Raw genomic sequence first — 22706 nt, forward strand, 5'->3', positions numbered from 1 at the left:
GTGCCCGACCCGCTCGTTCCCGGCACCGCGGCCGCGGACCTGGTCGCGACCCTGGCCGCGCGGCGGCAGACGGTGGCCACGGCCGAATCACTCACGGCCGGGCTGATTGCGGCGACGATCGCCGGGGTACCCGGCGCCAGCGTGGTGCTGCGCGGGGGGCTGATCGTCTACGCCACCGACCTCAAGTCCACCCTGGGCGGCGTGGACCCGGAACGGCTCGCGGCGGACGGGCCGGTCTCCGAGTCCACCGCCGCGGCCCTGGCCGAGGGCGCAGCGACTCGCTGCGGAGCGACGTGGGGCGTGGGCATCACCGGCGTGGCCGGACCGGATCCGCAGGACGGGCACCCGCCGGGCACGCTGTATCTCGGGATCGCCGGGCCGGGCGGCACGGTGGTCACCCGCCCGCCGGTGCGCGGGGACCGGTGGGACATCCGGGCCGGGGCTGCCCGTGCCGCCGTGTCGGGCCTACTCACCCGCGTGCGCGGCGCCGCGGGGATGTAGTGTCTTGACACCGCGGTACCGGTGGCAGCCGGACCCGTGCGGAGCCGCGCCCGGCAGGGTTTTCGTGCCCGGGCGGGGAGCCGGGAACCCGGCGACGTGCGTCGTGCGTTGACGGGTTGAGCGACGACGGACGAAGGAGGATGGGATGGCGCTGTTGTTGCGTGAGGCAATCGGTGACAGTCTTCGGCGCACCCGCGTTTCGCAGAGCCGCACCCTGCGTGAGGTCTCCAGCAGCGCCCGGGTCAGCCTCGGCTACCTCTCCGAGATCGAACGCGGGCGCAAGGAGGCGTCGAGCGAACTGCTCGCCGCGATCTGCGACGCCCTCGACGTCCCCTTGTCCGACGTGCTCTTCGACGTCAGCGAGTCGCTTGCCGATGCGGTTCCCGCCCGCGGCCGGACCCCGGTCGGGGCGGCGGCAGGTCTCGGGGCCGAGCCGAAGTCCCGGGACTCGGACGCCCGCGCCGCCGAGCACGCGGCGCTCGTGGCGCAGGACACGCGTGTGGTGATCCCGCCGCCGGCGGCACGCGCGCTGGCCGCCGCATAACATGGAGGACGGACCGCGCCGGCCTGGCCGGACGCGGCCGAAAGCGACACAATTCGGGTCACCACCGGGGGGTGGCTCGGGACACACGGCGGCCGGGTACGCGGGGATCACACGGCCGACCGGAAACGGTGCGCGAGGGCCGCGCACCGGGTCGCGTTCGCCGCGGCGTACCAGATGGAGGCAGGATCACTCCCATGGCTAATCCGTTCGTCAAGGGTTGGAAGTACCTGATGGCGCTCTTCAACTCGAAGATCGATGAGAAGGCCGATCCGAAGGTCCAGATTCAGCAGGCGATCGAGGACGCGCAGCGCCAGCACCAGGCACTGTCCCAGCAGGCCGCGTCCGTCATCGGCAATCAGCGTCAGCTCGAGATGAAACTCAACCGTCAGCTCGACGAGGTCGAGAAGCTCAACGCGAGCGCGCGGCAGGCCGTGCTCATGGCGGATCAGGCCAACGCCGCCGGCGACACCGAGAAGGCCATCCAGTACACGAACGCCGCGGAGGCGTTCGCGGCCCAGCTGGTGACCGCCGAGCAGTCCGTCGAGGATCTGAAGGTGCTGCACGATCAGTCGCTGCAGGCCGCGGCGCAGGCGAAGAAGGCCGTCGAGCAGAACGCGATGGCTCTCCAGCAGAAGGTGGCCGAGCGCACCAAGCTGCTCAGCCAGCTCGAGCAGGCCAAGATGCAGGAGCGCGTGAGCGAGTCCCTGCGCTCGATGGACTCGACGCTCGCCGCGCCCGGCACCACGCCGAGTCTCGACGCGGTCCGCGAGAAGATCGAGCGTCGTTACGCCACCGCGCTCGGATCCGCCGAGCTCGCGCAGAACTCGGTGCACGGCCGGATGCTCGAGGTCCAGCAGGCCACCGTCCAGATGGCCGGCCACAGCCGTCTCGAGCAGATCCGGGCCTCCATGAAGGGCGAGGCGCTGCCCGGCGCGGCGGCACCCGCGACCCCCGCGGTCAACCCCACCAAGGAACCGCCGTCGGCGGCGGGAAGCGCCGGCTCGCAGTAGCGCCGGGGTCGATGGCAGACGGCAGAAACGCGGCAACGCAATGAACACACCCGCACGCGGCCGGACCGGACAGTTCCCCGGTCCGGCCGCGGCTGCGCTCCGGGACATGACCGGCAGCGTGGTCGAGGCGGCGCGCCGCTGGAACGACCCCGCGGCCCGGGTGCGCCGCAAGAAGCGCCGCGCCCGCCGGCGTGCCCGCCTGTTCGGCGCAGCCTCCGGAATGAGCGGTGTCGGCACCGCGACGCTGGTGGCCGCGTCGGCCCCCGACTGGACCATCGTCGCCACCGGCGGGACGACCGCCGCGCTCGTCGTGCCCGCCGTGCTGGCGGTGCGTACCTTCCGGCGCCTCGACGCCGTGCCGCTGCCGCCGCCGGCACCCGCCCGCCGGGCCCTGCCGCCGTCGGGTTCCGTCGCGCGGGCCCCGATGGCCCGGCTGGCGAGCGACGAACAGAGCCTCGCCCAGCTGCTGACGGTGCTGGCTCGTTCCCGCACCGTCGCCGCCGACGACCTCGAGGAGATCGCCGCGGCCGCCCGGGAGGCCTCCGACGCGCTCGAGGCCGTCGCGGTGGATGTGGTCGCGCTCGAATCCGCCGCCCGGGACAGCGCCGCCGCCGGGGCGCACCTCGGGGCGGCCGTCGCGGCCGCCGGACAGCGACTCGACACGGGCGTCGACCAATTCGAGGAACTCGTCGCCGCCGCGGCCCGGCTCGCGGCGGCCCCCGACGGAACCCGTTCGATGGCCCTGCTCGACCGCCAGCGCGCCGAGCTGATCTCGGCCTCGGACCGGCTCGAGAGCTGGGCCCAGTCGTGGCGGGAGATCCGGCAGATCGAGGGCCGCTACCGGTACTGACGTCGTCCCGGTGGCTCAGTCGTCCAGGCCGCGGGCGACGAGGGCCTCGCCCATCGCCTCCGCGGTCAGCAACGCCCCCACGACGACGGGCACCGCCAGGGCCCGTAGCGAGAAGCCGAGCCCGCGGGCCTTGCGTGCCTCGGTCACCTGCGCGACGATCCCGCCGAGCATCGGGACGGCCCGGACGGTCATCACCAGCACGAGGCCGACCCGCTCCGGATCCACGCCGACCCGCCGGAACGGGCCCAGCCCCGCCACGATCGCATCGAGCATGTCGCTCACCCGGGTGGTCAGCGTCACCAGCGCGGCGAGGGCCACGGCAACCAGCAGCTGACCGGAGACCACCACCGCCCGCTCCCAGCCGGCGAGCAGCACCTGGAACGCCGCGATCACCACGAGCATCCACAACAGCGGCCGGAGCTGTCGCAGCGCGGGCCGGGGCGGGATCCGCGCCAGCAGGTAGAGCCCGAGCACGACCGCCCCGGCCACCGGCACCTGCCACGGTTGCCGCATCCACACCGTGAGCGCGACGATGAGCACCGCGGTGACCAGCAGCTTCGGGCCCGCGGGCGCCCGGTGCAACGGCGACGCCGCGCGATGGTACAAGCCCAGGGTGCTCACGCGACCAGCCTGCGGTAGTAGTCGATCGCCGGGCCGGGTGTGTCGTCGGCGACGACGCGCCCACCGTCGACGACGAGCACCCGGTCGAAGCCGGTCAGCAGGTCCAGATGGTGGGTGACCACCACCAGTTGCTGTTCGAGGGCGGCGAAGGTCCGCGCGATCAGCCGGGCGTTGCGCAGATCCAGCAGCGTGGTGGGCTCGTCCGCCACCAGCACCTGCGGATCGGTGACCATGATCGCCGCGAGGGCCAGGAGCTGCTTCTGTCCGCCGGAGAGCAGGTGACTCGGGTGGTCGTGGTGCCCGGCCAGTCCGAAGTCGGCGAGCACCCGCCGTACCCGCTCCGCGCGCTCGGCCTTGCTCAGTCCGCTGCGGCGCAGGGAGAAGGCGACGTCTTCCGCGACCGTGGGCATCACGATCTGATGGTCGGGATCGGTGAAGACGAATCCCACGCGCCGGCGCACCTCGCGGGCCTTGCGGGCGGTGTCCAGGCCGTCCACCGTGACCGTGCCGGAGGTCGGGATCACCAGCCCGTTGATCATCCGGGCCAGGGTGGACTTGCCGCTGCCGTTGGCGCCGACGATCCCGACGCGGCGCTCGGTGAGGGTCACGTCGATGCCGTCGAGGACGGTGCGCTCACCGTAGGCGTGGCCCACCTGCCGGAAGCGGATCTCGCTCATGCGGTCGTGCCCGGCCCGGCGCTCAGCGCGCGGGGTCGGTGGCCGGGCGTGCCGGTGCGCTCGGGCTGAGCAGGGCCGGGTAGGCGCGGTGCACCTGGGCGGCGACGACCGCCGCGACGACGGCCTTGAGCAGGTCACCGGGCAGGAAGGTGGCGTTCGCGCTCAGCGCCGCCCACAGCGTGAGATCGGTGCGTGCGAGCATGCCGGCGATACCGAAGACGTAGAGCACGACGATGCCACCGAGGACGTTGACGGCGATGCCCGGCAGCACCCGGTAGCGGGGCAGCATGCGCGCCGAGAGCCAGCCGATCACCGCGACGGCGGGAAGCCAGCCGAGCAGGAAGCCGACCGTCGGGCCGGCCAGCGCCGTGAGGGTCGTGCGTCCCCCGGCGAGCACCGGCAGCGCCAGGCCCAGCACGATCACCGTGGCCACCGACAGCACGCCCTTGCGGACGCCGAGCAGCGCCCCGGCGAGCATCACGCCCAGCGTCTGCAGCGTGATCGGCACGCCCGACGAGCCGACGGTGATCTGCCCGGGCAGACCCAGAGCGATGATCAGGGCGGCGAACACGGCGATCTGCGCCAGGTCGCGGGCGGGCGTGCGGCGGGTCGAGGACACGATTCTCAGCCTTCTGACGAGGGGACCGAACCTGTCGAGGGTATGTCGCCGCGGCGTGCTCCTTCTCACCACCCCGCTCCGGGCCGGCCCCCGAACAGGGCCGCACCGGCCTCCGGGTAACCACCCATCTTTCCCTGATCTCTGCGTTGACCTGGTGTTTTTCCGACCGTGGGGTGTCACGATCGACAACGAACGGCAACGACGCAAGGAGAAGACGATGTTCTGGAAGATCGTGGGTGTGGTGGCGCTGGTGTGGATCGCCCTCGTGGTGGTCGGGGCGCTCGCGGAGCACCTGTTCGGGATTCTCGTGGTGAGCGCGCTGATCTTCGGCGGCTACATGCTGTACAAGGCCGTGGCCGGCAGCAAGGACGACCACATCACCCACGTGTGATGTGGTCGCGGCGGCTCAGCGCCGCAGCAACTGTGCGAGCAGCCGGCGACCCTGCCCGAGCGACACGTCGGGCAGGTACGCATGACCGACGGCGATGCCGATCGTGGGCAGGGCCGCGGCGTCCGGGAACACCAGGTACATGGGCCGGTGCTGCGGCTGGAACTTCGCCTTGAAGGCGAGCAGCGACCGGAAGCCGTAGACCGGCTCGAGGGTGCGGCCCAGCAGGTCGAGCAGCGCGTCGAGCGCGCCGCGGTCGAGGGCGCCGCGGTCGAGGGCGCCGGCCGACGGGTCGGCGCCGGCGAGCGGCGCGCCGGACAGGCTGAGGAACTCGAGGCCCTGTTCCTGCGCGGACATGGCGGCCGAGGCGATGAGGAACTCCATCGCGGGACGGAAGCCGTCGGAGCGGCGGCGCATGAAGTCGAGGGTCAGGCCGACCAGGGCGCCGTCCCGGTAGACCGGCATCCACGACGTCACGGCGTGCACGTGGTCGTCCGCGTCGATCGCCAGGAGCAGCCGCACCTCGGGGTCGCGCAGTTCCTCGAGCCCACCGAGGGTGAAGCCCATCTCGGGGAGGCCCTTGTCGGCGACCCATTCCTCGGAGATCTCGACGATCTGCTCCGTCATCGGCAACGGCGCCTCGGTGAACGTCGTCCACCGCGCCTCCACGCCGTCCTTGGCGGCGCGGTTGAGGGCGGTGCGGACGTCCTGGAACTTCTTGCCCTTGAACGCGAGGCCGGGAAGCGCGACGACCGTCTCCTCGGCCACCCGCAGACAGCTCCAGCCGTGGTCCCGGGCGATCGCGGCGGTGTCCTCCCCGACGGAGTAGAAGCACGGGGTCCAGCCGTTGCCGAGGCAGTACGCGGCGAACTCGTCGATCGCGTTCTCCAGGCCGGCCGGATCACCCACCGGGTCGCCCGTGGTCAGGGCGACACCCGAGTGCACGCGGTAGGCCACGGCGTGCCGGCCGTCCTCGCCGAACCAGTAGTGGTTGCCGGGCCACGTCGTCATCCACGACAGCGAGGTGCCGCCGGGGGAGTGCAGCAGTGCACGCACCCGGTGTTCGTCGCCGGGATCGTGCCCGAGAGCGGGGACCAGGAAGCTCCGGACCATCAACAGGCAGAACGCGGCCCACACCAGCACCCCCACCCACTCGAACAGCAGCGTGGCGGCCGGGGTCAGCGGCAGTACCGGCGGCTCGAACAGCTGCAGATACACGGGTGGGACGAGACGTCGCGGCGCGTCGCGCACCAGCGTGGCGCCGCCGGGGTCGCGGTCGAAGCCGTCGGCGAGCAGCGCCCCCACCCCCACGTAGGTGACGAGCGCGGCACCCGCCGCGGCGGCGGTGCCCAGCCACACCCGCGGATACGTCCCGCGCGGGGCGCGCACCCCGAACAGCCGGCGGGTCATCAGCAGCAGCACGAGCACCGCGACGAGGGCCAGCAGCGGAGCGAGTTCCATGTACACCGAGCTGGTGCGGCGGGTGCCGTACAGCAGCGACCGGGTCTCCTCCTGCTCGGTGATCTGCACGACCGCGCTGACGGCGGCCACCGCGATCAGGGCGACGTGCCCCCACACCGAGAGCAGCCACGCGGCGCGGCGGCCCCGGCGCAGTCCCTCCGCTCCCACGAGCAGCACCGCCGACGGCATCAGGTTCATCACCAGCGGTCCGATCCCGGACAGGCGCAGCGCCTGCCGCCCCTTGCGACACTCGTCGCGCAGGGCCGGGTCGGCGCAGATGTCGACCAGTTCCCGTGCGCTGTACGGGACCTGGTCGAACAACTCCCGCAGCGCCGAGAGCGGCCCGATGGCGTGGGGGGAGAACGCCGCCAGGATCGGGCCGAGGACGCTGGCGGCGACCACCAGCGCCACGAGGGTGCGACGCTCCCGCACGGTGCCGCCGAGCGCCGGGCCCCGGGCCGCGCGGCCGAACAGCACGGGTCCGAGGAACAGGCCTGCCAGCGCCGCGCAGAGCCGCACCACGTCCTGCAGGTGCCCCGCGAACAGGGCGCTCGTCACGAGGAACACCAGCACCAGGGTGCGGATGCGGCGCCGCCACAGCGTACCCATCGCCGCGGTGGCGGCGAGCAGGGTGCCGAGCACCCACGGCAGGGGATCCTCGGTCAGGTGCCCGTGCAGCTCGAAGCCCCACGAGTTCGGCACGGTCGACGCCAGCAGCGCCACCAGCAGGGCGAGCGCGGCACCCGCACCCTGCGAGAGCGCCGCGGCGAGTGCGAATCTGCGGCTGCCGAGGCGGTTCTCCACCGGCACCGCGACGGCGAGGATCGCCACGCTCGACAGGACGTACTCGCCCAGGCCGGACGCGAAGAGCCCGGACGTCCAGAGCACCCACGGATGCCCCTCGCCGAAGCTACGGGTGCCGAGGGAGACGTCGAGGGCCAGGTCGTGGGACGGCCCGCGCCACACGGACCCGGTGGCGATCGCGAGCACCCACATCGCCGCGAGCAGGGTCAGAGCGACGGGGGCCCGGCGCAGCGCCGCGCCGCTGCGCGCGATCACGGGGCGACGAGGCCGAGTCGGCGGCTGAGCCACGGCAGCTCCTTCTCGAGTCCGGCGGACCACACCGCGAAGCTGTGCGCTCCCGGCAGTTCCGTGAGGTGGACGTCCATGCCGGCGGCCCGGGCCGCCGTCGTGAGCTGTTCGATTCCCGAACGGTATTCGCTGTCGTCGAGGCCCACGACGAACGCCCCTGCCGAGCCGGGGTAGCGGTTGCGGGCCAGCAGGTCGGCAGGGTTGTTCCGCGCGAATGCCTCCGTGTCGCCGCCGAACACCTCGCGGATCGTGCGGTCCCGATCGCCGAGGGTCGGCTCGGCCTGGCCGGAGAAGTCGAGGAACGTGGGGTACACCTCGGGGCGGGCGGTCGCGAGCTGCAACGCGCACGTGCCTCCGTACGAGAGCCCGCCGATCGCCCAGCCCGCCGGATCGTCGTCGACCTGCAGGTGCTCGCGGACCCAGGCGGGCACGTCGAGCGCCAGGTAGGTCGCGGCGTTGCCGAGACGGGAATCGGCGCACAGCGGGTTGTCGAACTGGCCGCCGGTGCCGTCGGCGAGCACGACGACCGGTGCCAGCCCCTCGTGCCCGGCCGCGAACGCGTCCATGATCTGCGGCAGCCGGCCCCCGATCAGCCAGTCGTCGGTGCTGCCGGGCTGGCCGGCGAGCAGCACCAGCACCGGGAGTTCGGGGCGCGGGTCGGCGAAGTAGGCGGGTGGCAGGTAGATCCGCGCGTCGCGGGCGCGGAATCCCGAGACTGCGCCGGGGATCGGGGTGGTCGTCACCGCGCCGGTCGCGGGCAGATCGGCCGGGGGCGACCAGGTCTCGGACAGCGGCCGCCGAGCGACCGTCGCCGTGGCCGGTGCCAGGGCCGCGTCGAGCGGCACGGTGCGGTAGTCGGTCATGCCGAGGGCGGAACGCACGGTGGGGTAGGCGTCGAACACCGCGTTGATCCGCCCCGCACCCGCCACCACCACCGCCAGTGCGGCGACGACGAGGCCGGCCGCGACGAGCGGACGCGCCCGGTCCCGGCGGCGGACGAGCCACCGGCCGGCCAGGAGCGCGACGGCGAGGACGGCGACGGCGGTCCACGCGTACACATCCCGAGGCAACCGATCCGGGAACGGTCGCCACACCTGCTCGACGAGGACGGCGGCGAGCACCACCAGCACCAGGGTCAGCGCGACGGCCGTCGGAATCCCCGTCAGGAGCCAGCGGCGGTGCCGTCGCGCGGCCAGGGCGGCCAGGCCCGCGACGGTGAGGACGGTGAACACCACGGCCGCCGCCGTCGTCGTCAACCGCACGTCGAGCGCTGCTTCGACGAGCCCGGACCACGACACGCCGTCCAGTATGCGCGAGGCCCCCACCCCCGCATCGTGATCGGCGATAGTGGACGAATGGAACCGGTACCGGAGGACTGGCAGCGGGCGCTCGTGATCGCCGCGCACCCCGACGACATCGAGTACGGCGCGGCGTCCGCGGTGGCGCGGTGGACCCGACAGGGCAAGGAGGTGCGCTACGTCCTGGCGACCAGCGGCGAGGCCGGCATCGCGGGCCTGCCGCCGGCGGCGTGCGGGCCGCTGCGCGAGCAGGAGGAGCGGGCATCCGCCCGGGTCGTCGGGGTCGAGGTGGTCGAGTTCCTCGGGCATCCCGACGGCCGCCTGGTGGCGGGGCCGGACCTGCGCCGCGATCTTGCGGCGGCGATCCGGCGGCACCGACCCGAGATGGTGGTGACCGGCAACTTCGGGCTCACGTGGTTCCCCGGCGTCCTCAACAGCGCCGACCACCGTGCCCTGGGGCTGAGCGTGCTCGACGCGGTCACCGACGCGGCGAACGAGTGGATCTTCCCGGACCTGGCCGAGCAGGGTCTGCCGCCGTGGCCGGGGGTGCGGTGGGTGGCGGTGAGCACCACGTCTCCCACTCACGGAGTGGACGTCACCGACACCGTCGAGGACGGCGTCGCGTCCCTCGCCGAGCACCGCCGCTATCTCGAGGCACTCGCGCCCACCCCCGTGCTCGACCAGGCCCGGGCGCAGGTGGAGTCGGCCACGGCCGCTCTGCCCGGGTTCGCGGTGGAACGGGCCGCCGGGTTCGAGCTCTACACGTTCGGGGGCTGACCGCCGGGTACGAGGACGACTCCGGCACCGGGCACGGCCTCGACGTCCACGGGCAGCGGTCCGAGCGGTTCGCCGTCCGCGTAGGCGGAGATGCCGGGACACTCGAGCCGCACCCGCCGGGCGCGGTGCACGCTCACCTCGTCCAGGTCGACGTGGGTGCCGCGGTAGACGGTGGGGAACAGGCGCAGCAGGCGGGTCCGGTTGGCAGAGGTCACGATCACGACGTCGAGGAGGCCGTCGTCGAGACGCGCGTCCGGCGCGATGCGCATGCCGCCCCCGTAGGTGGAGGCATTGCCCACGGCCACCATCGTCGCCGCCACGTCGAGGTCGTCGCCGTCCAGCGTGATGCGATACGGCAGCAGGCGGAGATTCGCCAGTTCCGCGACCATCGCGACGTTGTAGCGCAGCCGGCCGCGCGGCCGGCGCATCCGGTTGGCGCGGTCGGTGACCAGGGAGTCGAATCCGCTGGCGAGCACGGTGCCGAACCAGTGGTCCGGCCGCCCGGGCGCCCGGACCCTTCCGAGGTCGATCGTCCGCGTGGCCCCGTCGGCGATCACGTCGGCCGCCGCCACCGGATCCGACGGCACGTGCAGGACGCGGGCGAGGTCGTTGCCGGTCCCGGCCGGGACGATGCCGAGCGGAATCCCGGTCTGCGCGAGCGCCTGCCAGGCGAGCCAGACGAGCCCGTCCCCGCCGACCGCGACGAGTGCCCCGGTTCCCTCGGCGACGGCGTGGCGCACCAGTTCGAGGGAGTGTTGCGGGGTGTCGCCGGCGATCTCGGTGACGCGCAGGCCCCGTTCGCGCAGCCGGGCCGTGGCGGACCTCGTCGCGCGCGCGGTGTGCGGGCCCGCGGCCGGGTTCGTCAGGACGGTGACGGATTCGATCACGGCAGCAGCTTTCCAGGGTTGAGGATGCCGAGCGGGTCGAGTGCGTCCTTGACCGCGCGGAGCAGGCCGGTGCCCAGAGTCCCGATCTCGTCGGCCATCCACGGCCGATGGTCGCGCCCGACCGCGTGGTGGTGGGTGACGGTGCCGCCGGCTGTCATGATCGCGTCCGTGGCGGCGCGCTTGGCCGCCGACCACTGCGTGAGGGGATCGTCCGTCTGCGCGCACACGACGGTGAAGTACAGGGACGCGCCGGTGGGGTAGGTGTGCGAGATGTGGCACAGCACCAGTGGCGGGGTGCCCTGGTCCTGCAGGGAGGCGGTGAGCGCATCGGTCACCGCCGTCCGCAGCCGCGCCAGATTGCTCCACGTGGTGGCGGTTTCGAGGGTCTCGGCGAGTGCCCCGACCCGCAGCAGGGCGTCGCGCAGGTGCGGCGCGTCGAACCGTCCCTGCTCCCAGGCGCGGGCCGGCTCTTCTCCGAGGTCGGTGCCGCCCAGGGTCGAGAGCAGGGCGTCGACCTCCGCGGCGCGGGCTCGTACGTGTTCGGCGGTGCCCTCGACGGTGGTCACGGCCAGGCATCCGGTGGGGGCGGTCGCACCGATGTGTTCGTGCAACGCGAGGTTCGTCGCGGTCTCGGTCTCGTCCGACAGGCGCAGCACGGTGGGGACGGCGCCGGTCTGCACGAGGGTGCGCAGGGCGTCCGCACCCGTGGCGAAGTCGGGAAACGACCAGGCGCGGTGGGCGGTCGCGGCGGGGATCGGGTGGATTCGCACGCCGACCTCGGTGACGATGCCGAACAGGCCCTCGGACCCGAGGAACAGTTGCCGCAGGTCCGGGCCCGCGGCCGAGGCCGGGGCGCGGCCCGCCCGGACGGTACCGCGCGGGGTGGCGACGACGAGGTGCTCGACCATCTCGTCGAACCGGCCGTGGCCCGCGGAGGCCTGGCCGGAGGATCGGGTGACGGCGAACCCGCCCACGGTCGCGTGGCGGAAGCTCTGCGGGAAGTGCCCGAGCGAGAAGCCGTGGGCACCGAGCAGCTCCTCGGCCTGCGGTCCGGTCGCGCCGGCCTGCAGCGTCGCCAGACCGGAGACCGGATCGAGATCGGTGAGCGCGTTCATCCGTTGCAGGTCCACTGCGACGACGGCCTCGAAGCCGTCGCGCACCGGATCCAGCCCGCCGACGACGCTGGTGCCGCCGCCGAACGGCACGACGGCGATCCCCTCGCCCGTGCAGTAGTCGAGTACGGCGAGCACCTCGTCGTGGCTGCCGGGCCGCAGCACCGCGTCGGGACCGTCCTGCGGGCCGGGGTTCTGTCGCCGCAGCAGGTCGAGGGTGCTCTTGCCGCCGGCGTGACGGAGCCGGGCCGCGTCGTCGTCGGCGACGTGTTCCGGACCGACGATGCGCCGCAGGCCCTGGTGGTGCCGGGTGTCCAGCCGGGACGGGGTGAGCCGCACGGCGGTCTCGGGCAGCGAACGGGCGCGCTCGGTGTCCACGCCGAGAGCCTGTCGAAGCAGTGTGCGGACGCCCTCGCCGAGTTCCTTCCGGCGGTCCGCCGTGCCCCACGCGTCCCACTCCATCTCGGCTGCGGCGGTGGGGTGTTGCGGTGTGAACCTCACAGTCATGCGTTACAGTGTTACATACAATGTCTATTCGTAACGATGAGATCCGGTCTTCCGGCCCGCCGGCGGCAACCGTCGAGAACCAGATCCTCGACGCCACCCGCTCGTGCCTGCTCGACTTCGGACTGCGGCGCACCACCCTCGCCGAGGTGGCGCGGCGCGCCGGTGTCAGCCGCCCCACGGTCTATCGCCGCTGGCCCGACACCCGTGCCCTGGTCGCGGACCTTCTCACCCGTGAGATCCGCGCCGTCCTGCCCGATCTCCGCGAAGAGGGGCCCGTCCGGCCGCGCGTCGTGCGGGCCGTCGTGACGGCCGTCGACGAGATCGGCACACATCCGCTGTTCGAGAAGATCCTGCGGTCGGACCCGGACCTGCTCATGACGTACATCGTGGACCGGCTCGGGACCAGCCAGCACGCAGTGCTCGAGGTGCTGACCCGGGCGCTCGTCCTCGGCCAGCGCGACGGCACCGTCCGCGCCGGCGACGTCCGCGCGCTCGCCGCGTTCGTGCTGCTCACCGCCCAGTCCGTGGTGCAGTCCGCCGGGATGGTCACCGAGGTGGTCGACCGGGCGGCCCTGCTCGCCGAGCTGGCGCACGCCGTCGACACCTATCTCGCACCCTCCGGGGAGGATCGCCCGTGACCGGACCCGCCTCCAGTGCCCTCGACGCCGCCCGCCGCCGCCGGGAACTCGACGACCTCGCCGCCCGGCCCACCGTCGACGTGCTCGTCGTCGGCGGCGGTGTCACCGGCGCCGGCGCCGCGCTCGACGCCGCGTCGCGCGGCCTGAGCGTCGTCCTCGTCGAACGGCACGATCTCGCCTTCGGCACCAGCCGGTGGAGTTCGAAGCTCGTCCACGGCGGCCTGCGCTATCTCGCCAGCGGGAACATCGGCATCGCCCGCGAAAGTGCCGTCGAGCGGGGAATTCTCATGACCCACACGGCGCCGCACCTGGTGCGCGCGATGCCGCAGCTGGTGCCGCTGCTGCCGTCGGTCGGCCGCGGCGAGGCCGCGCTCGTGCGCACCGGGTTCCTCGCCGGCGACGCCCTGCGGGTCTCCGCGCACACGCCGTCCGCGGTGCTGCCGCGCTCGCGCCGCATCGGCGCGGCGCGCGCCGCCGACCTGGTCCCCGCCGTCCGGCGCGACGGGCTGCGCGGGGGACTGCTCGCCTACGACGGCCAGCTCGTCGACGACGCCCGGCTCGTCGTCGCCCTCGCCCGCACCGCCGCCTCCTACGGCGCCCGCATCCTCACCCGCGTCGACGCCCACTCCGTCACGGCCGACGGCGCCGCCCTGCGCGACACCCTCACCGGCACCGAGGTGCGGGTGACGGCCCGCGCCGTGATCAACGCGGCGGGCGTGTGGGCGGGACAGGTGGATCCGTCGATCCGGCTGCGACCGAGCCGCGGCACCCACCTCGTGCTCGCCGCCGCCGCCCTCGGCAACCCCACGGCCGCGCTCACCGTGCCGATTCCCGGCGCCACCAACCGGTTCGTCTTCGCGCTGCCCGCCCAGCTGGGCCGCATCTATCTGGGACTGACCGACGAGGAGGCGCCCGGCGCGCTGCCCGACGTCCCGCAGGCCACCGACGGTGAGATCGACTTCCTCCTCGACACCGCCAACACGGGCCTTGCCGTGCCCCTGACCCGCAACGACGTCCTCGGCACCTTCGCGGGACTGCGGCCGCTGCTCGACTCCTCCGCGCCGGGCACCGACACCGGCGGCGGCACCGCGGACCTGTCGCGCCGGCACGCGGTCGTGCGCTCCGAGTCCGGTCCGATCGGCATCGTCGGCGGCAAGCTCACCACCTACCGGCGGATGGCGCAGGACGCCGTCGACGCGGCCGTCGAGACGGCCGGACTGCGTGTCGGGCCGTGCCGCACCCAGCGGCTCCCCCTCGTCGGCGCCGCGCCTCCTGCCGTGCTGCGCACTGTCGCCGCCCCGGCGAACCTGGTGCGGCGCTACGGCACCGAGGCGGCCCTGCTCGCCGCGGACCCGCGCCGGCTGGAACCGGTCGTCCCCGGGCTCGACGTCAGCCGCGCCGAACTGGAATTCGCCGTCACCCACGAGGGCGCCCTCGACGTCGACGACATCCTCGACCGCCGCACCCGGATCGGGCTCGTGCCCGGCGACCGGGCCCGGGCGCTCGACGCCGCCGGGGATGTGTCGGCCTGACCGCCGGAGCGTCCGGCCTGGCACTCTTCACGTGCGCGATATTCTGAGACGGCCGTCGGGCGGGCGCCGCGACGGACTCGGGAGTGGACGACACCGTGGGAGAACTGCAGACCGGCTCCGTGTTCGCCGGGTACCGTATCGAACGCCGCCTCGGCACGGGAGGGATGGGCAGCGTCTACCTGGCGCGGCATCCGAACCTGCCGCGTTTCATCGCGCTGAAGCTGCTCGACCCGTCGGCGACCGCGAACCCGGGAAACCGCAGCCGGTTCCTCCGGGAGGCCGACCACGTCGCGCGGCTCGAACATCCCAACATCGTCACCGTGTACGACCGCGGCAATGGCGGCGACCAGTTGTGGATTGCGATGCAGTACGTGGACGGCACCGACGCGGTGGGTGCACTGCGCAGGGGACCGATGCCTCCGGGGCGCGCCGTGCACATCGTGTCCGAGACCGCCCGCGCGCTCGATTACGCGCATGCACACGGGATACTCCACCGCGACGTCAAGCCCGCGAACATCCTGCTCACGCCGAGCGGGGCGAGCGAACCCGAGCGCGTCCTGCTCGCGGACTTCGGGATCGCGAAGAGCCTCGACAGCACGGCGGTCACCGAGACCGGCATGCTCGTCGCCAGCCTGCAGTACGCGTCCCCCGAACAGATCGAGGGGCGGCCCCTCGGCCCCCGGACCGACGTCTACGCCCTCGGGTGCACGCTCTATCAGCTGCTCACGACGCGGCCACCGTATCCGGGGTCCGAGCCGGCCCATCTGGTCCACGCGCATCTGCATCTGCCCCCGCCGCGCCCCACCGCGGCGCGGCCGGACCTGCCGTCCGCGTTCGACGATGTGATCGCCCGCGCGATGGCCAAGCGCCCCGAGGACCGCTTCCCCACGTGCGGTGCGCTGGCCGCGGCCGCGCGTGCCGCTCTCACCGAGCCGGTCACCGAGCCCGTCACCGCGCCGACCCGGGCGGTCACCGCCGCCGAACCCGCCCCCGTGTCCGCCGGTCCGACCGCCCCGCCCGGACACCCGACGTCGCGTTCCCGTCGGCCGCTGCTCGTGCTGCTGGGCGCCGCGGTCGTGGGCCTCGCGCTCGTCGGATCGCTGACGTGGATCCTGCCCGGCCGCGGCGAGGCGCCGGAGCCGGATGTGCGGGCCGACACCTCGGCCACCGGGCAGATCGACAGCCCCGGTCCGGTGGTGCCGCCCCCCGCGACGGTCACGGCGGAGGTCACCGACCTCCCCACCACTTCGTCCGCACCGACGAGCACGGCCCCGCCGCAGAGCCGCCCGGACCGCATCCCGGTCGCGCAGGCGGACACCCGGGGCTTCGACGACGACATCGGGCCGCGCTGCAACTCGACCGACGAGGCCGTCGCGGTGGCGCGCACGTCGGAGTCGCGGGTCCTGGTGTGCCGCAACGACTTCGATCGCCTCTACTACAAGGGCCTGCGGCTCAGCGACGGTGCCGACATCGAACTGGCCGACGCCGCCCCGGCCGCCGCCGGATTCACCGTCGTGGCCGGACCTGTGCGCTACACGTTCGACGAGGACGAACTGCTGATCATCGACAACGGAACGGTCACCACCCGCGAGCAGGTGCTCCAGTTCTGGTCGGCGTATCCGTGACCGCCGGCGCCGCGGAGCGGCCACCCCGTGGGACTGTTGCCGCCGATCTCCGCGCCGATCGGTGGCCGGCCCCGGATTCGGGCCCGTCGCCGCGGCCGTGCCCGCCCCTCCCCGCGATCACCAGTAGCGACTGCCGGGCCCGCCTTTGAAGGGGCCGACCACCCGATCGGTGATCCAGCCGTCGTAGAAGCCCCCCGCCTGGGGACGCACCCGCTCGCCGTCGACGAAACAGCCGTCCATCGGACCCGGCATCACTGCCACATGCCCGACGAGTGCCTCGTATCCGGCAACCGGCCGGGGATAGTGCCACGCCGCACGCTCGGCGACGTGTCCGCCTGCCACGACGTCGAAATAGTCGGCCCGTCCCTTCCACTCGCACACCGTGCTCCCGGGAACTGGCCGCAGGACCCCCTCGGCGAAGCATGTCCGGGGCAGGTAGTAGGTCGGCGGGTGGCTCGTCTCCAGCAGCCGCAACGGGGTGCGGGTGCGCGCGACGAGTTGCCCGCCGAACCACACCTCGACCAGCTCGTCGCTCCGTCGGACCACGGGCGGCCGCGGGTAGTCCCACACCGACTCCTGCCCCGGACCGACGGGGTCCGGCACCGGATGGCCGCTCCTCACGGGACACCTGCCGACATCGTCATGCTTCCAGGCTCGCACGTACGACGCGGTGGGCACAGCGCGGGCGAGCCCCACCGCCGAGGCGCTGCAGCGGCGGCCGGTACTCCCGGCGTCGCCTCCACAACCGGGCAGCGCGGAGCGGGTGTGGCAGTCTGAGCCGATGCGAGTGGCGGTGGTGGCCGGGCCCGACGCCGGGCATGCGATCCCGGCGATAGCCCTGAGCCTGCGTCTGGCCGAGGCGGGCGACGAGCCCGTCCTCTTCACCGGCGAGCGGTGGCTCGGCCTCGACCTGGACGGGGTGACGCTCGCGCCGCTCGCCGGGCTGGCCCCGCGTCCGGAGGACGACGATGCCGATGCCGGTGCCCGCATCCATGCCCGCGCCGCCCACATCGCGTCCGAGATGCTGCCCGGGCTCAGCGCCTTGCTGCCCGACCTCGTCGTCTCCGACGTGCTCACCGCGGGCGGCGGCATGGCCGCCGAACGCCTCGGTATCCCCTGGGTGGAGCTGTCGCCCCATCCGCTGTATCTGCCCTCGCGGGGGCTGCCCCCCATCGGCAGCGGTCTCGCCGCAGGCACCGGGCTGCGCGGGCGCGCGCGGGACACGGTGCTGCGCGCGGCGACCGCCCGGTCGATCCGGCAGGGGGAACGCGAACGGTCCGCGGCGCGCGTCGGGATCGGCCTGGCCGCCCGGGATCCGGGGCCGGCGGCCCGGCTCGTCGCCACCCTGCCCGCCCTCGAGGTGCCGCGACCGGACTGGCCCGCCGGGGCGCACGTCGTCGGGCCGCTGCTGTGGGAGCCCACCGGCGACGTCCTGGCGCCGCCCTCCGGCGACGGACCGCTGGTGATGGTGGCCCCGTCCACCGCGGCTACCGGCGTGCCCGGCCTGCTCGACGCCGTGTGCACGGGCCTCGGCGGATCCGGGATGCGGATCGTCGTCGCGATGCTCGAGCCGCCCGAGCGGGACTGGCCGGACGGCGTCGTGGCCGGGCACGGCCGGCAGGACCTGCTGCTCGAGCAGGCCGACGTGGTGGTGTGCGGCGGCGGCCACGGGATGCTCGCCAAGGCCCTGCGCGCCGGGGTGCCCGCGGTAGTGGTGCCTGGCGGCGGCGACCAGTGGGAGCTGGCCAATCGGGCCGCCCGGCAGGGCAGCGCGGTGGTCGTGCGGCCACTCGACTCCGACGCGCTGCGGGCGGCCGTGGACACCGTGCTGGCCGAGCCGCGCTTCACGCGCGCGGCCCGCCTGGCCGCCGCGACGGCAACGCAGGTCGAGGACCCGGTGACCGTCTGCCGCAGCGTCGTGGCGCCGATGCGGTGACGTGCCCCGCGTCCGCGCCACCGGCCGCTGTCGGGGGTCCGGGAAGCGACTACCGTGGCGCAGGTGCGACTGACGGAATTTCACGAGTGTGTCCGCAACGAGTTCGGGCAGCTGCGCGGCGACGCCCTGCTACGTGACCATGTGCTGCTCTCGCTCGGCGGGCGGACCGCCGCCGCGGCCATCGAGGCCGGCCGGGAACCCCGTGAGGTGTGGCGGGCCCTGTGCGAGGAGTTCGACGTCCCGCCCGCGCGCCGGTGAAACCGCCGCGCCCGTTCCGTTCGAACAGTTGTTCGCCTATGCTGGTCCGCGGGTGGTGAAGAAGTAGTCCACAGGCGTCCGATTCATCCACAGATCCGGCCGCTCGCCGGTCGGGACGGCGAACTTGTCGGTGCCGGACTCTAACGTCATCGGCAAGCAAGACGAGACTCGAAAAGGGGACCACGATGGCACCACAGGCACACGATCGCGACAAGGCGCTCGAGCTGGCGCTCGCGCAGATCGACAAGAGCTTCGGCAAGGGCTCGGTGATGCGCCTGGGGGAGGAGTCCCGCCAGCCCATCGCCGTGATCCCGACGGGCTCGATCGCGCTCGACGTCGCGCTCGGCATCGGCGGCCTCCCGCGCGGCCGGGTCGTCGAGATCTACGGCCCGGAATCCTCCGGCAAGACGACGGTCGCGCTGCACGCCGTGGCCAACGCCCAGGCCGCCGGCGGCATCGCCGCCTTCATCGACGCCGAGCACGCGCTCGATCCCGAGTACGCGCGCAAGCTCGGTGTCGACACCGACGCCCTGCTCGTGTCGCAGCCGGATACCGGTGAGCAGGCGCTCGAGATCGCGGACATGCTGATCCGTTCCGGCGCGCTCGACATCATCGTGGTCGACTCGGTGGCGGCCCTGGTGCCGCGCGCCGAGATCGAGGGCGAGATGGGTGACAGCCACGTCGGCCTGCAGGCCCGCCTGATGAGCCAGGCGCTGCGCAAGATGACCGGTGCGCTCAACAACTCGGGCACCACCGCGATCTTCATCAACCAGCTGCGCGAGAAGATCGGTGTGATGTTCGGCTCGCCCGAAACGACCACCGGCGGCAAGGCTTTGAAGTTCTACGCCTCGGTGCGCCTGGACGTGCGCCGTATCGAGACCCTCAAGGACGGCTCCGACGCGGTGGGCAACCGCACCCGCGTCAAGGTCGTCAAGAACAAGGTGTCGCCGCCCTTCAAGCAGGCCGAGTTCGACATCCTCTACGGCCACGGCATCAGCAAGGAGGGCTCGCTCATCGACATGGGGGTCGAGCAGGGCTTCATCCGCAAGTCCGGCTCCTGGTACACCTACGAGGGCGACCAGCTCGGTCAGGGCAAGGAGAACGCCCGCAAGTTCCTGCTGGAGAACACCGACGTCCGGGACGAGATCGAGAAGAAGATCAAGGAGAAGCTCGGCATCGGGGCGGACGTCACCGCCGAGCCCGCCGACGAGCCCGCCGACTTCTGAGTCGAGCGTTGGGCAGCGACTCCCGTCGCGGTGACCGGCGCGGCGGCGACCTGCCCGGCGGCGGAACGGAGGCACAGGCCAAGGACCTGTGCCTCCGTCTGCTGACCGACCGGGCTCGCAGCCGCGCCGAACTCGCCGCGAAACTCGAACAGAAGGGCTTCGCCGCGGACGTCGCCGAGCGGACCCTCGACCGGCTCACCGAGGTGGGCCTCGTCGACGACGCCGAGTTCGCCCAGCAGTGGGTGCGCTCCCGTCATCGGCATGCCGGCCGGGGCAAACGTGCTCTGGCAATGGAACTGCGCCGCAAGGGGATCGGGCAGCACGAGGCGGCTGAGGCGCTGGAGCAGATCGACGGCGACGACGAACGCGCCCGCGCCGCCGAACTGGTGCGCAAGAAGCTGCGCACCCAGCCCCCGCTGCCCACGGAGGGGGATCGGCGCGAGATCGCCGCGGAACGGGACAAGGTGGTGCGACGGCTGGTCGGCATGCTCGCCCGCCGTGGTTACCCGCAGGGCGTGGCCTTCGACGTGGTCCGCGGCGAACTCGCCGGGCTCGATCCCGAGCCCGGCGACGTCGCCACCGACTGACGGGTTACCGCCGCTTGTCGTGATCGCTGGTGATGTCCACCCCCGGGACGGTCATGCCGGAAAGCACGTTGTCGGGGGCGTTCTCGTCGGCCTCCGGCATCGCGGCACGGTTCTTGCGTCCGGTCCGCAGACGCCGCTCGAGCCGCGTCGCGACGACCGTCAACGCGCCGTTGAGCACGATCATGATCGCGGCCACCACGAGCAGCGACGGCAGGTAGTTGCCGAAGAACGCGCCGAGCTGCTGACCGGCGCGCACGACTTCGACGTATCCGATGAGATAGCCGAGCGCGGAGTCCTTCAGGGCCACCACCATCTGCGAGACGATCGCCGGCAACATCGCCGTGACGGCCTGTGGCAACAGGATCAGACGCATGATCTGGCCCTTGCGCATGCCCAGCGCCGCGGCGGCCTCGGTCTGCCCGCGGGGCAGCGACCGGATGCCGGCGCGGACGATCTCGGCGATCACCGAGCCGTTGTAGAGGGTCAGGCCGGTGACCACCGCCGCCAGCGCCAGGTACTTCGACCGGAAGACCTGGTATTCGGCGAACAGCTGGTAGGCGAAGATCATCAGGATCAGTACCGGGATGGCCCGGAACAGTTCGACGATGAAGCCGCACACCGCGCGCACGGGCCGGTGATCGGAGAGCCGGCCGATGCCCAGCGCGGCCCCGAGGATCAGGGCGAGCACGATGGATACCGCGGCCGCGATGAGTGTGCCCCGGATGCCGGGGATCAGATACGTGGTCCACGAGCTCGATTCCAGGAACGGCTCCCACTTCGCGGTGGTGAGCTGCCCCTTGTCGTCGAGAGCCCGGTAGACGAAATAGCCGACGGCGACGAGCAGCACGGCCACCGCCGCCGAGGCGACGTGGTAGATCGTTCGCGCCCGGGGACCGGGGGCGTCGTAGAGGACGGTTGCGCGGCCGGTGCTCACCGGGACACCTCGAATCGCGTGCTCAGCCAGCCGAACAGCAGGCCCGTGGGCAGGGTCAGGATCACGAAGCCGAGGGCGAAGATGCCGCCGATGACGAAGATCTGCGCCTCGTTCTCGATCATGGTCTTCATCAGCAGGGAGGCCTCCGAGACGCCGATGACGGACGCGATCGTCGAATTCTTGGTCAGGGCGATCAGCACGCTGCCGAGGGGTGCGATCACCGCGCGGAACGCCTGCGGCAGCACGATCAGGCGCAGATTCTGGCCGAAGGTCAACCCGAGGGAGCGGCCCGCCTCGGCCTGACCGACGTTGACGGTGTTGATGCCCGAGCGCAGCGACTCGCAGACGAACGCCGCGGTATAGACGCTCAGGCCCAGCACCGCGAGCCGGAAGTTGTTGTCCACCAGGAACGTCGGCGACGACTGGGGGGCGAGGCTGATGCCCAGGGTCTGTGACAGGCCGAACAGGCAGAAGATGATGATCAGCGTCAGGGGGGTGTTGCGGAAGATCCCCACGTACACGGTGCCGACCGCCCGTGCCACCGGCACCGGGGACACGCGCATGCCGGCGAGGATCGTTCCGAGGATCAGCGCGCCGATCGCCGAGAACACCGTCAACTGCACGGTGGTCCAGAAGGCGTCGATCAACTGATCGCCGTACTTGCTCAACAGATCCACAGGTCAACTCCACCGATCGGGGACTGGGATCCGGCCGGCCCGTGACGAGTCGTCGAACGGGCCGGCCGGACGACGGGGATGGTCAGTAGCGGTCGACCTGCGGCGGTTCCGGCAGGGGGTATCCGGACGGGCCGACAGTGGATTCGAGGGCGGCCTGCCAGGCCCCGCTCGAGATCATCTCTTCGATCGCGTCGTTGATCTGGTTGCGGGACTCGGTGTCGCCCTTGGCCAGACCGATACCGTAGCGCTCCTCCGTGAACGGCTCGCCCACGACCTTCAACTGGCCCGGGTACTGGGCCGCGTAACCGGCGAGAATGATGTCGTCGGTGGTCACGGCGTCGACCGCACCGTTGCGCAGCGCCTCGACGCAGGCGGAGTAGGTGTCGAACTCCTGCAGCTGCACGTCCTGCGCGTAGGTGTCCTTGACCTTCTGTGCGGGGGTGGAGCCGGCCACCGAGCACAGCCGCTTGCCGCCGTTGAGCGACTCCGGTCCGGTGATGTCGGTGTTGTCGGCACGCACGAGCAGCGACTGGCCGGCGACGAAGTACGGCCCGGCGAAGTCGACCTTCTCCTTGCGCGTGTCGGTGATCGAGTAGGTGGCGACGATGTAGTCCACCTCACCGTTCTCGATGAGGGTCTCGCGCTGCGGGGACGGGGCTTCCTTGAACTCGATGTTCTCCGGCGCCACTCCCAGCTGCTGCCCGACGTACTTCGCGACCTCGACGTCGAACCCGCTGAAGGTACCGTCGGGGTTGCGCAACCCGAGCCCGGGCTGGTCGAACTTGATGCCGACGACGAGGGAGCCGCTCTCGGCGGACTGCGACACGCTGCGCTGCTCGTCTCCGCCACACGCGGTGGCGAGCACGGCGACGGCGATCGCGCCGATGCCCAGGCGAACCGAGCGGGTGATTCTCATCGAGTACCTCCGTGTTGTGGGTGATGCCGCCCC

24 protein-coding genes are annotated in these 22706 nt (G+C 72.7%); 13 read left to right on the plus strand and 11 right to left on the minus strand.

The genetic code is table 11. The features are described from left to right. From G6039_RS10920 to pspM, 4 genes are all read left to right on the plus strand, one after another. Window positions 1–501, plus strand: a complete 501-nt coding sequence (locus tag G6039_RS10920) for a CinA family protein (RefSeq protein ID WP_006948281.1) — start codon at window positions 1–3, stop codon at window positions 499–501. Between the two features lie 145 nt (window positions 502–646). Continuing rightward, window positions 647–1045 (plus strand): helix-turn-helix domain-containing protein, encoded by a 399-nt coding sequence (locus tag G6039_RS10925; RefSeq protein WP_006948280.1) that lies wholly within the window; start codon window positions 647–649, stop codon window positions 1043–1045. Window positions 1046–1239: 194 nt separating this feature from the next. Continuing rightward, a complete protein-coding gene (locus G6039_RS10930) occupies window positions 1240–2055 on the plus strand; it encodes a PspA/IM30 family protein (RefSeq protein ID WP_003935651.1) in 816 nt (271 codons plus the stop codon). A gap of 40 nt (window positions 2056–2095) precedes the next feature. Next, a complete protein-coding gene (pspM, locus tag G6039_RS10935; protein WP_006948279.1) occupies window positions 2096–2905 on the plus strand; it encodes a phage shock envelope stress response protein PspM in 810 nt (269 codons plus the stop codon). A 15-nt stretch (window positions 2906–2920) separates the two neighbouring features. Here pspM and G6039_RS10940 read toward each other — a convergent pair whose 3' ends face one another. From G6039_RS10940 to G6039_RS10950, 3 genes are read right to left on the minus strand one after another with little or no spacing between them, the layout of a single operon-like run. Beyond that, window positions 2921–3526, minus strand: coding sequence for an energy-coupling factor transporter transmembrane component T family protein (locus tag G6039_RS10940; protein WP_006948278.1), 606 nt, complete (start codon window positions 3524–3526; stop codon window positions 2921–2923). Next, on the minus strand, window positions 3523–4203 hold the full coding sequence (locus G6039_RS10945) for an energy-coupling factor ABC transporter ATP-binding protein (RefSeq protein WP_029543325.1): 681 nt from the start codon (window positions 4201–4203) through the stop codon (window positions 3523–3525). Before G6039_RS10945 ends, G6039_RS10940 begins: the two co-directional genes overlap by 4 nt. 22 nt (window positions 4204–4225) lie before the next feature. Continuing rightward, the gene (locus G6039_RS10950; protein ID WP_006948276.1) at window positions 4226–4822 is read right to left on the minus strand and encodes a biotin transporter BioY; all 597 of its coding nucleotides are present in this window, start codon (window positions 4820–4822) and stop codon (window positions 4226–4228) included. 217 nt (window positions 4823–5039) lie between these two features. Between G6039_RS10950 and G6039_RS10955 the strand changes: the two genes are divergently transcribed. Beyond that, window positions 5040–5213, plus strand: coding sequence for a hypothetical protein (locus G6039_RS10955; RefSeq protein WP_029543328.1), 174 nt, complete (start codon window positions 5040–5042; stop codon window positions 5211–5213). 15 nt (window positions 5214–5228) lie between these two features. Here G6039_RS10955 and G6039_RS10960 read toward each other — a convergent pair whose 3' ends face one another. Both G6039_RS10960 and G6039_RS10965 read right to left on the minus strand, forming a co-directional pair. Continuing rightward, window positions 5229–7730: a bifunctional lysylphosphatidylglycerol flippase/synthetase MprF gene (locus G6039_RS10960; RefSeq protein WP_043798200.1), complete on the minus strand. Its 2502-nt coding sequence runs from the start codon at window positions 7728–7730 to the stop codon at window positions 5229–5231. After that, window positions 7727–9061, minus strand: coding sequence for an alpha/beta hydrolase (locus tag G6039_RS10965; RefSeq protein ID WP_029543331.1), 1335 nt, complete (start codon window positions 9059–9061; stop codon window positions 7727–7729). The genes G6039_RS10960 and G6039_RS10965 overlap by 4 nt, the downstream gene beginning before the upstream one ends. Window positions 9062–9118: 57 nt before the next feature. Between G6039_RS10965 and G6039_RS10970 the strand changes: the two genes are divergently transcribed. Then, window positions 9119–9838 (plus strand): PIG-L deacetylase family protein, encoded by a 720-nt coding sequence (locus G6039_RS10970; RefSeq protein ID WP_029543333.1) that lies wholly within the window; start codon window positions 9119–9121, stop codon window positions 9836–9838. Here the strand turns inward: G6039_RS10970 and G6039_RS10975 are convergent. Together G6039_RS10975 and G6039_RS10980 are read right to left on the minus strand one after the other, a co-directional pair. Next, window positions 9820–10725 (minus strand): diacylglycerol kinase, encoded by a 906-nt coding sequence (locus G6039_RS10975; RefSeq protein WP_029543336.1) that lies wholly within the window; start codon window positions 10723–10725, stop codon window positions 9820–9822. The genes G6039_RS10970 and G6039_RS10975 overlap by 19 nt on opposite strands. Continuing rightward, window positions 10722–12344 carry an FAD-binding oxidoreductase gene (locus tag G6039_RS10980; protein WP_037200825.1) on the minus strand — a complete coding sequence of 541 codons (1623 nt, stop codon included), beginning with the start codon at window positions 12342–12344 and terminating at the stop codon, window positions 10722–10724. Before G6039_RS10980 ends, G6039_RS10975 begins: the two co-directional genes overlap by 4 nt. 20 nt (window positions 12345–12364) lie before the next feature. On the opposite strand from G6039_RS10980, the gene G6039_RS10985 reads away from it, so the two are divergent. The 3 genes from G6039_RS10985 (at window position 12365) to G6039_RS10995 (ending at window position 16139) form a co-directional block, all read left to right on the plus strand. Further along, window positions 12365–12982, plus strand: coding sequence for a TetR/AcrR family transcriptional regulator (locus tag G6039_RS10985; protein WP_029543340.1), 618 nt, complete (start codon window positions 12365–12367; stop codon window positions 12980–12982). Then, complete coding sequence (locus G6039_RS10990; protein ID WP_029543342.1) at window positions 12979–14514, plus strand: glycerol-3-phosphate dehydrogenase/oxidase; 1536 nt, start codon at window positions 12979–12981, stop codon at window positions 14512–14514. Before G6039_RS10985 ends, G6039_RS10990 begins: the two co-directional genes overlap by 4 nt. Window positions 14515–14597: 83 nt before the next feature. Further along, window positions 14598–16139 (plus strand): serine/threonine-protein kinase, encoded by a 1542-nt coding sequence (locus G6039_RS10995; RefSeq protein ID WP_037200828.1) that lies wholly within the window; start codon window positions 14598–14600, stop codon window positions 16137–16139. A gap of 117 nt (window positions 16140–16256) precedes the next feature. Here the strand turns inward: G6039_RS10995 and G6039_RS11000 are convergent, their stop codons facing one another. Then, complete coding sequence (locus tag G6039_RS11000) at window positions 16257–16760, minus strand: DUF427 domain-containing protein (protein ID WP_029543345.1); 504 nt, start codon at window positions 16758–16760, stop codon at window positions 16257–16259. A 160-nt stretch (window positions 16761–16920) separates the two neighbouring features. On the opposite strand from G6039_RS11000, the gene G6039_RS11005 reads away from it, so the two are divergent. From G6039_RS11005 to recX, 4 genes are all read left to right on the plus strand, one after another. After that, window positions 16921–18075 (plus strand): glycosyltransferase, encoded by a 1155-nt coding sequence (locus G6039_RS11005; protein ID WP_043798198.1) that lies wholly within the window; start codon window positions 16921–16923, stop codon window positions 18073–18075. Between the two features lie 63 nt (window positions 18076–18138). Next, a complete protein-coding gene (locus G6039_RS11010; protein ID WP_029543347.1) occupies window positions 18139–18333 on the plus strand; it encodes a DUF3046 domain-containing protein in 195 nt (64 codons plus the stop codon). Window positions 18334–18518: 185 nt separating this feature from the next. Then, the gene (gene recA, locus G6039_RS11015; RefSeq protein ID WP_006948259.1) at window positions 18519–19559 is read left to right on the plus strand and encodes a recombinase RecA; all 1041 of its coding nucleotides are present in this window, start codon (window positions 18519–18521) and stop codon (window positions 19557–19559) included. An 8-nt stretch (window positions 19560–19567) separates the two neighbouring features. Further along, window positions 19568–20146 carry a recombination regulator RecX gene (recX, locus tag G6039_RS11020; protein WP_006948258.1) on the plus strand — a complete coding sequence of 193 codons (579 nt, stop codon included), beginning with the start codon at window positions 19568–19570 and terminating at the stop codon, window positions 20144–20146. A 4-nt stretch (window positions 20147–20150) separates the two neighbouring features. On the opposite strand, the gene G6039_RS11025 is transcribed toward recX, so the two are convergent. The 3 genes from G6039_RS11025 to G6039_RS11035 form a co-directional block, all read right to left on the minus strand. Next, window positions 20151–21080: an amino acid ABC transporter permease gene (locus G6039_RS11025; protein WP_006948256.1), complete on the minus strand. Its 930-nt coding sequence runs from the start codon at window positions 21078–21080 to the stop codon at window positions 20151–20153. Next, a complete protein-coding gene (locus G6039_RS11030; protein ID WP_006948253.1) occupies window positions 21077–21757 on the minus strand; it encodes an amino acid ABC transporter permease in 681 nt (226 codons plus the stop codon). The genes G6039_RS11025 and G6039_RS11030 overlap by 4 nt, the downstream gene beginning before the upstream one ends. An 82-nt stretch (window positions 21758–21839) precedes the next feature. Continuing rightward, entirely contained in the window at window positions 21840–22673 is an 834-nt protein-coding gene (locus tag G6039_RS11035; protein ID WP_006948252.1) for a glutamate ABC transporter substrate-binding protein, read from the minus strand. Between the last annotated feature and the right edge of the window lie 33 nt (window positions 22674–22706).

The organism is Rhodococcus aetherivorans, assembly GCF_011058165.1.
Classification (GTDB): domain Bacteria; phylum Actinomycetota; class Actinomycetes; order Mycobacteriales; family Mycobacteriaceae; genus Rhodococcus; species Rhodococcus aetherivorans.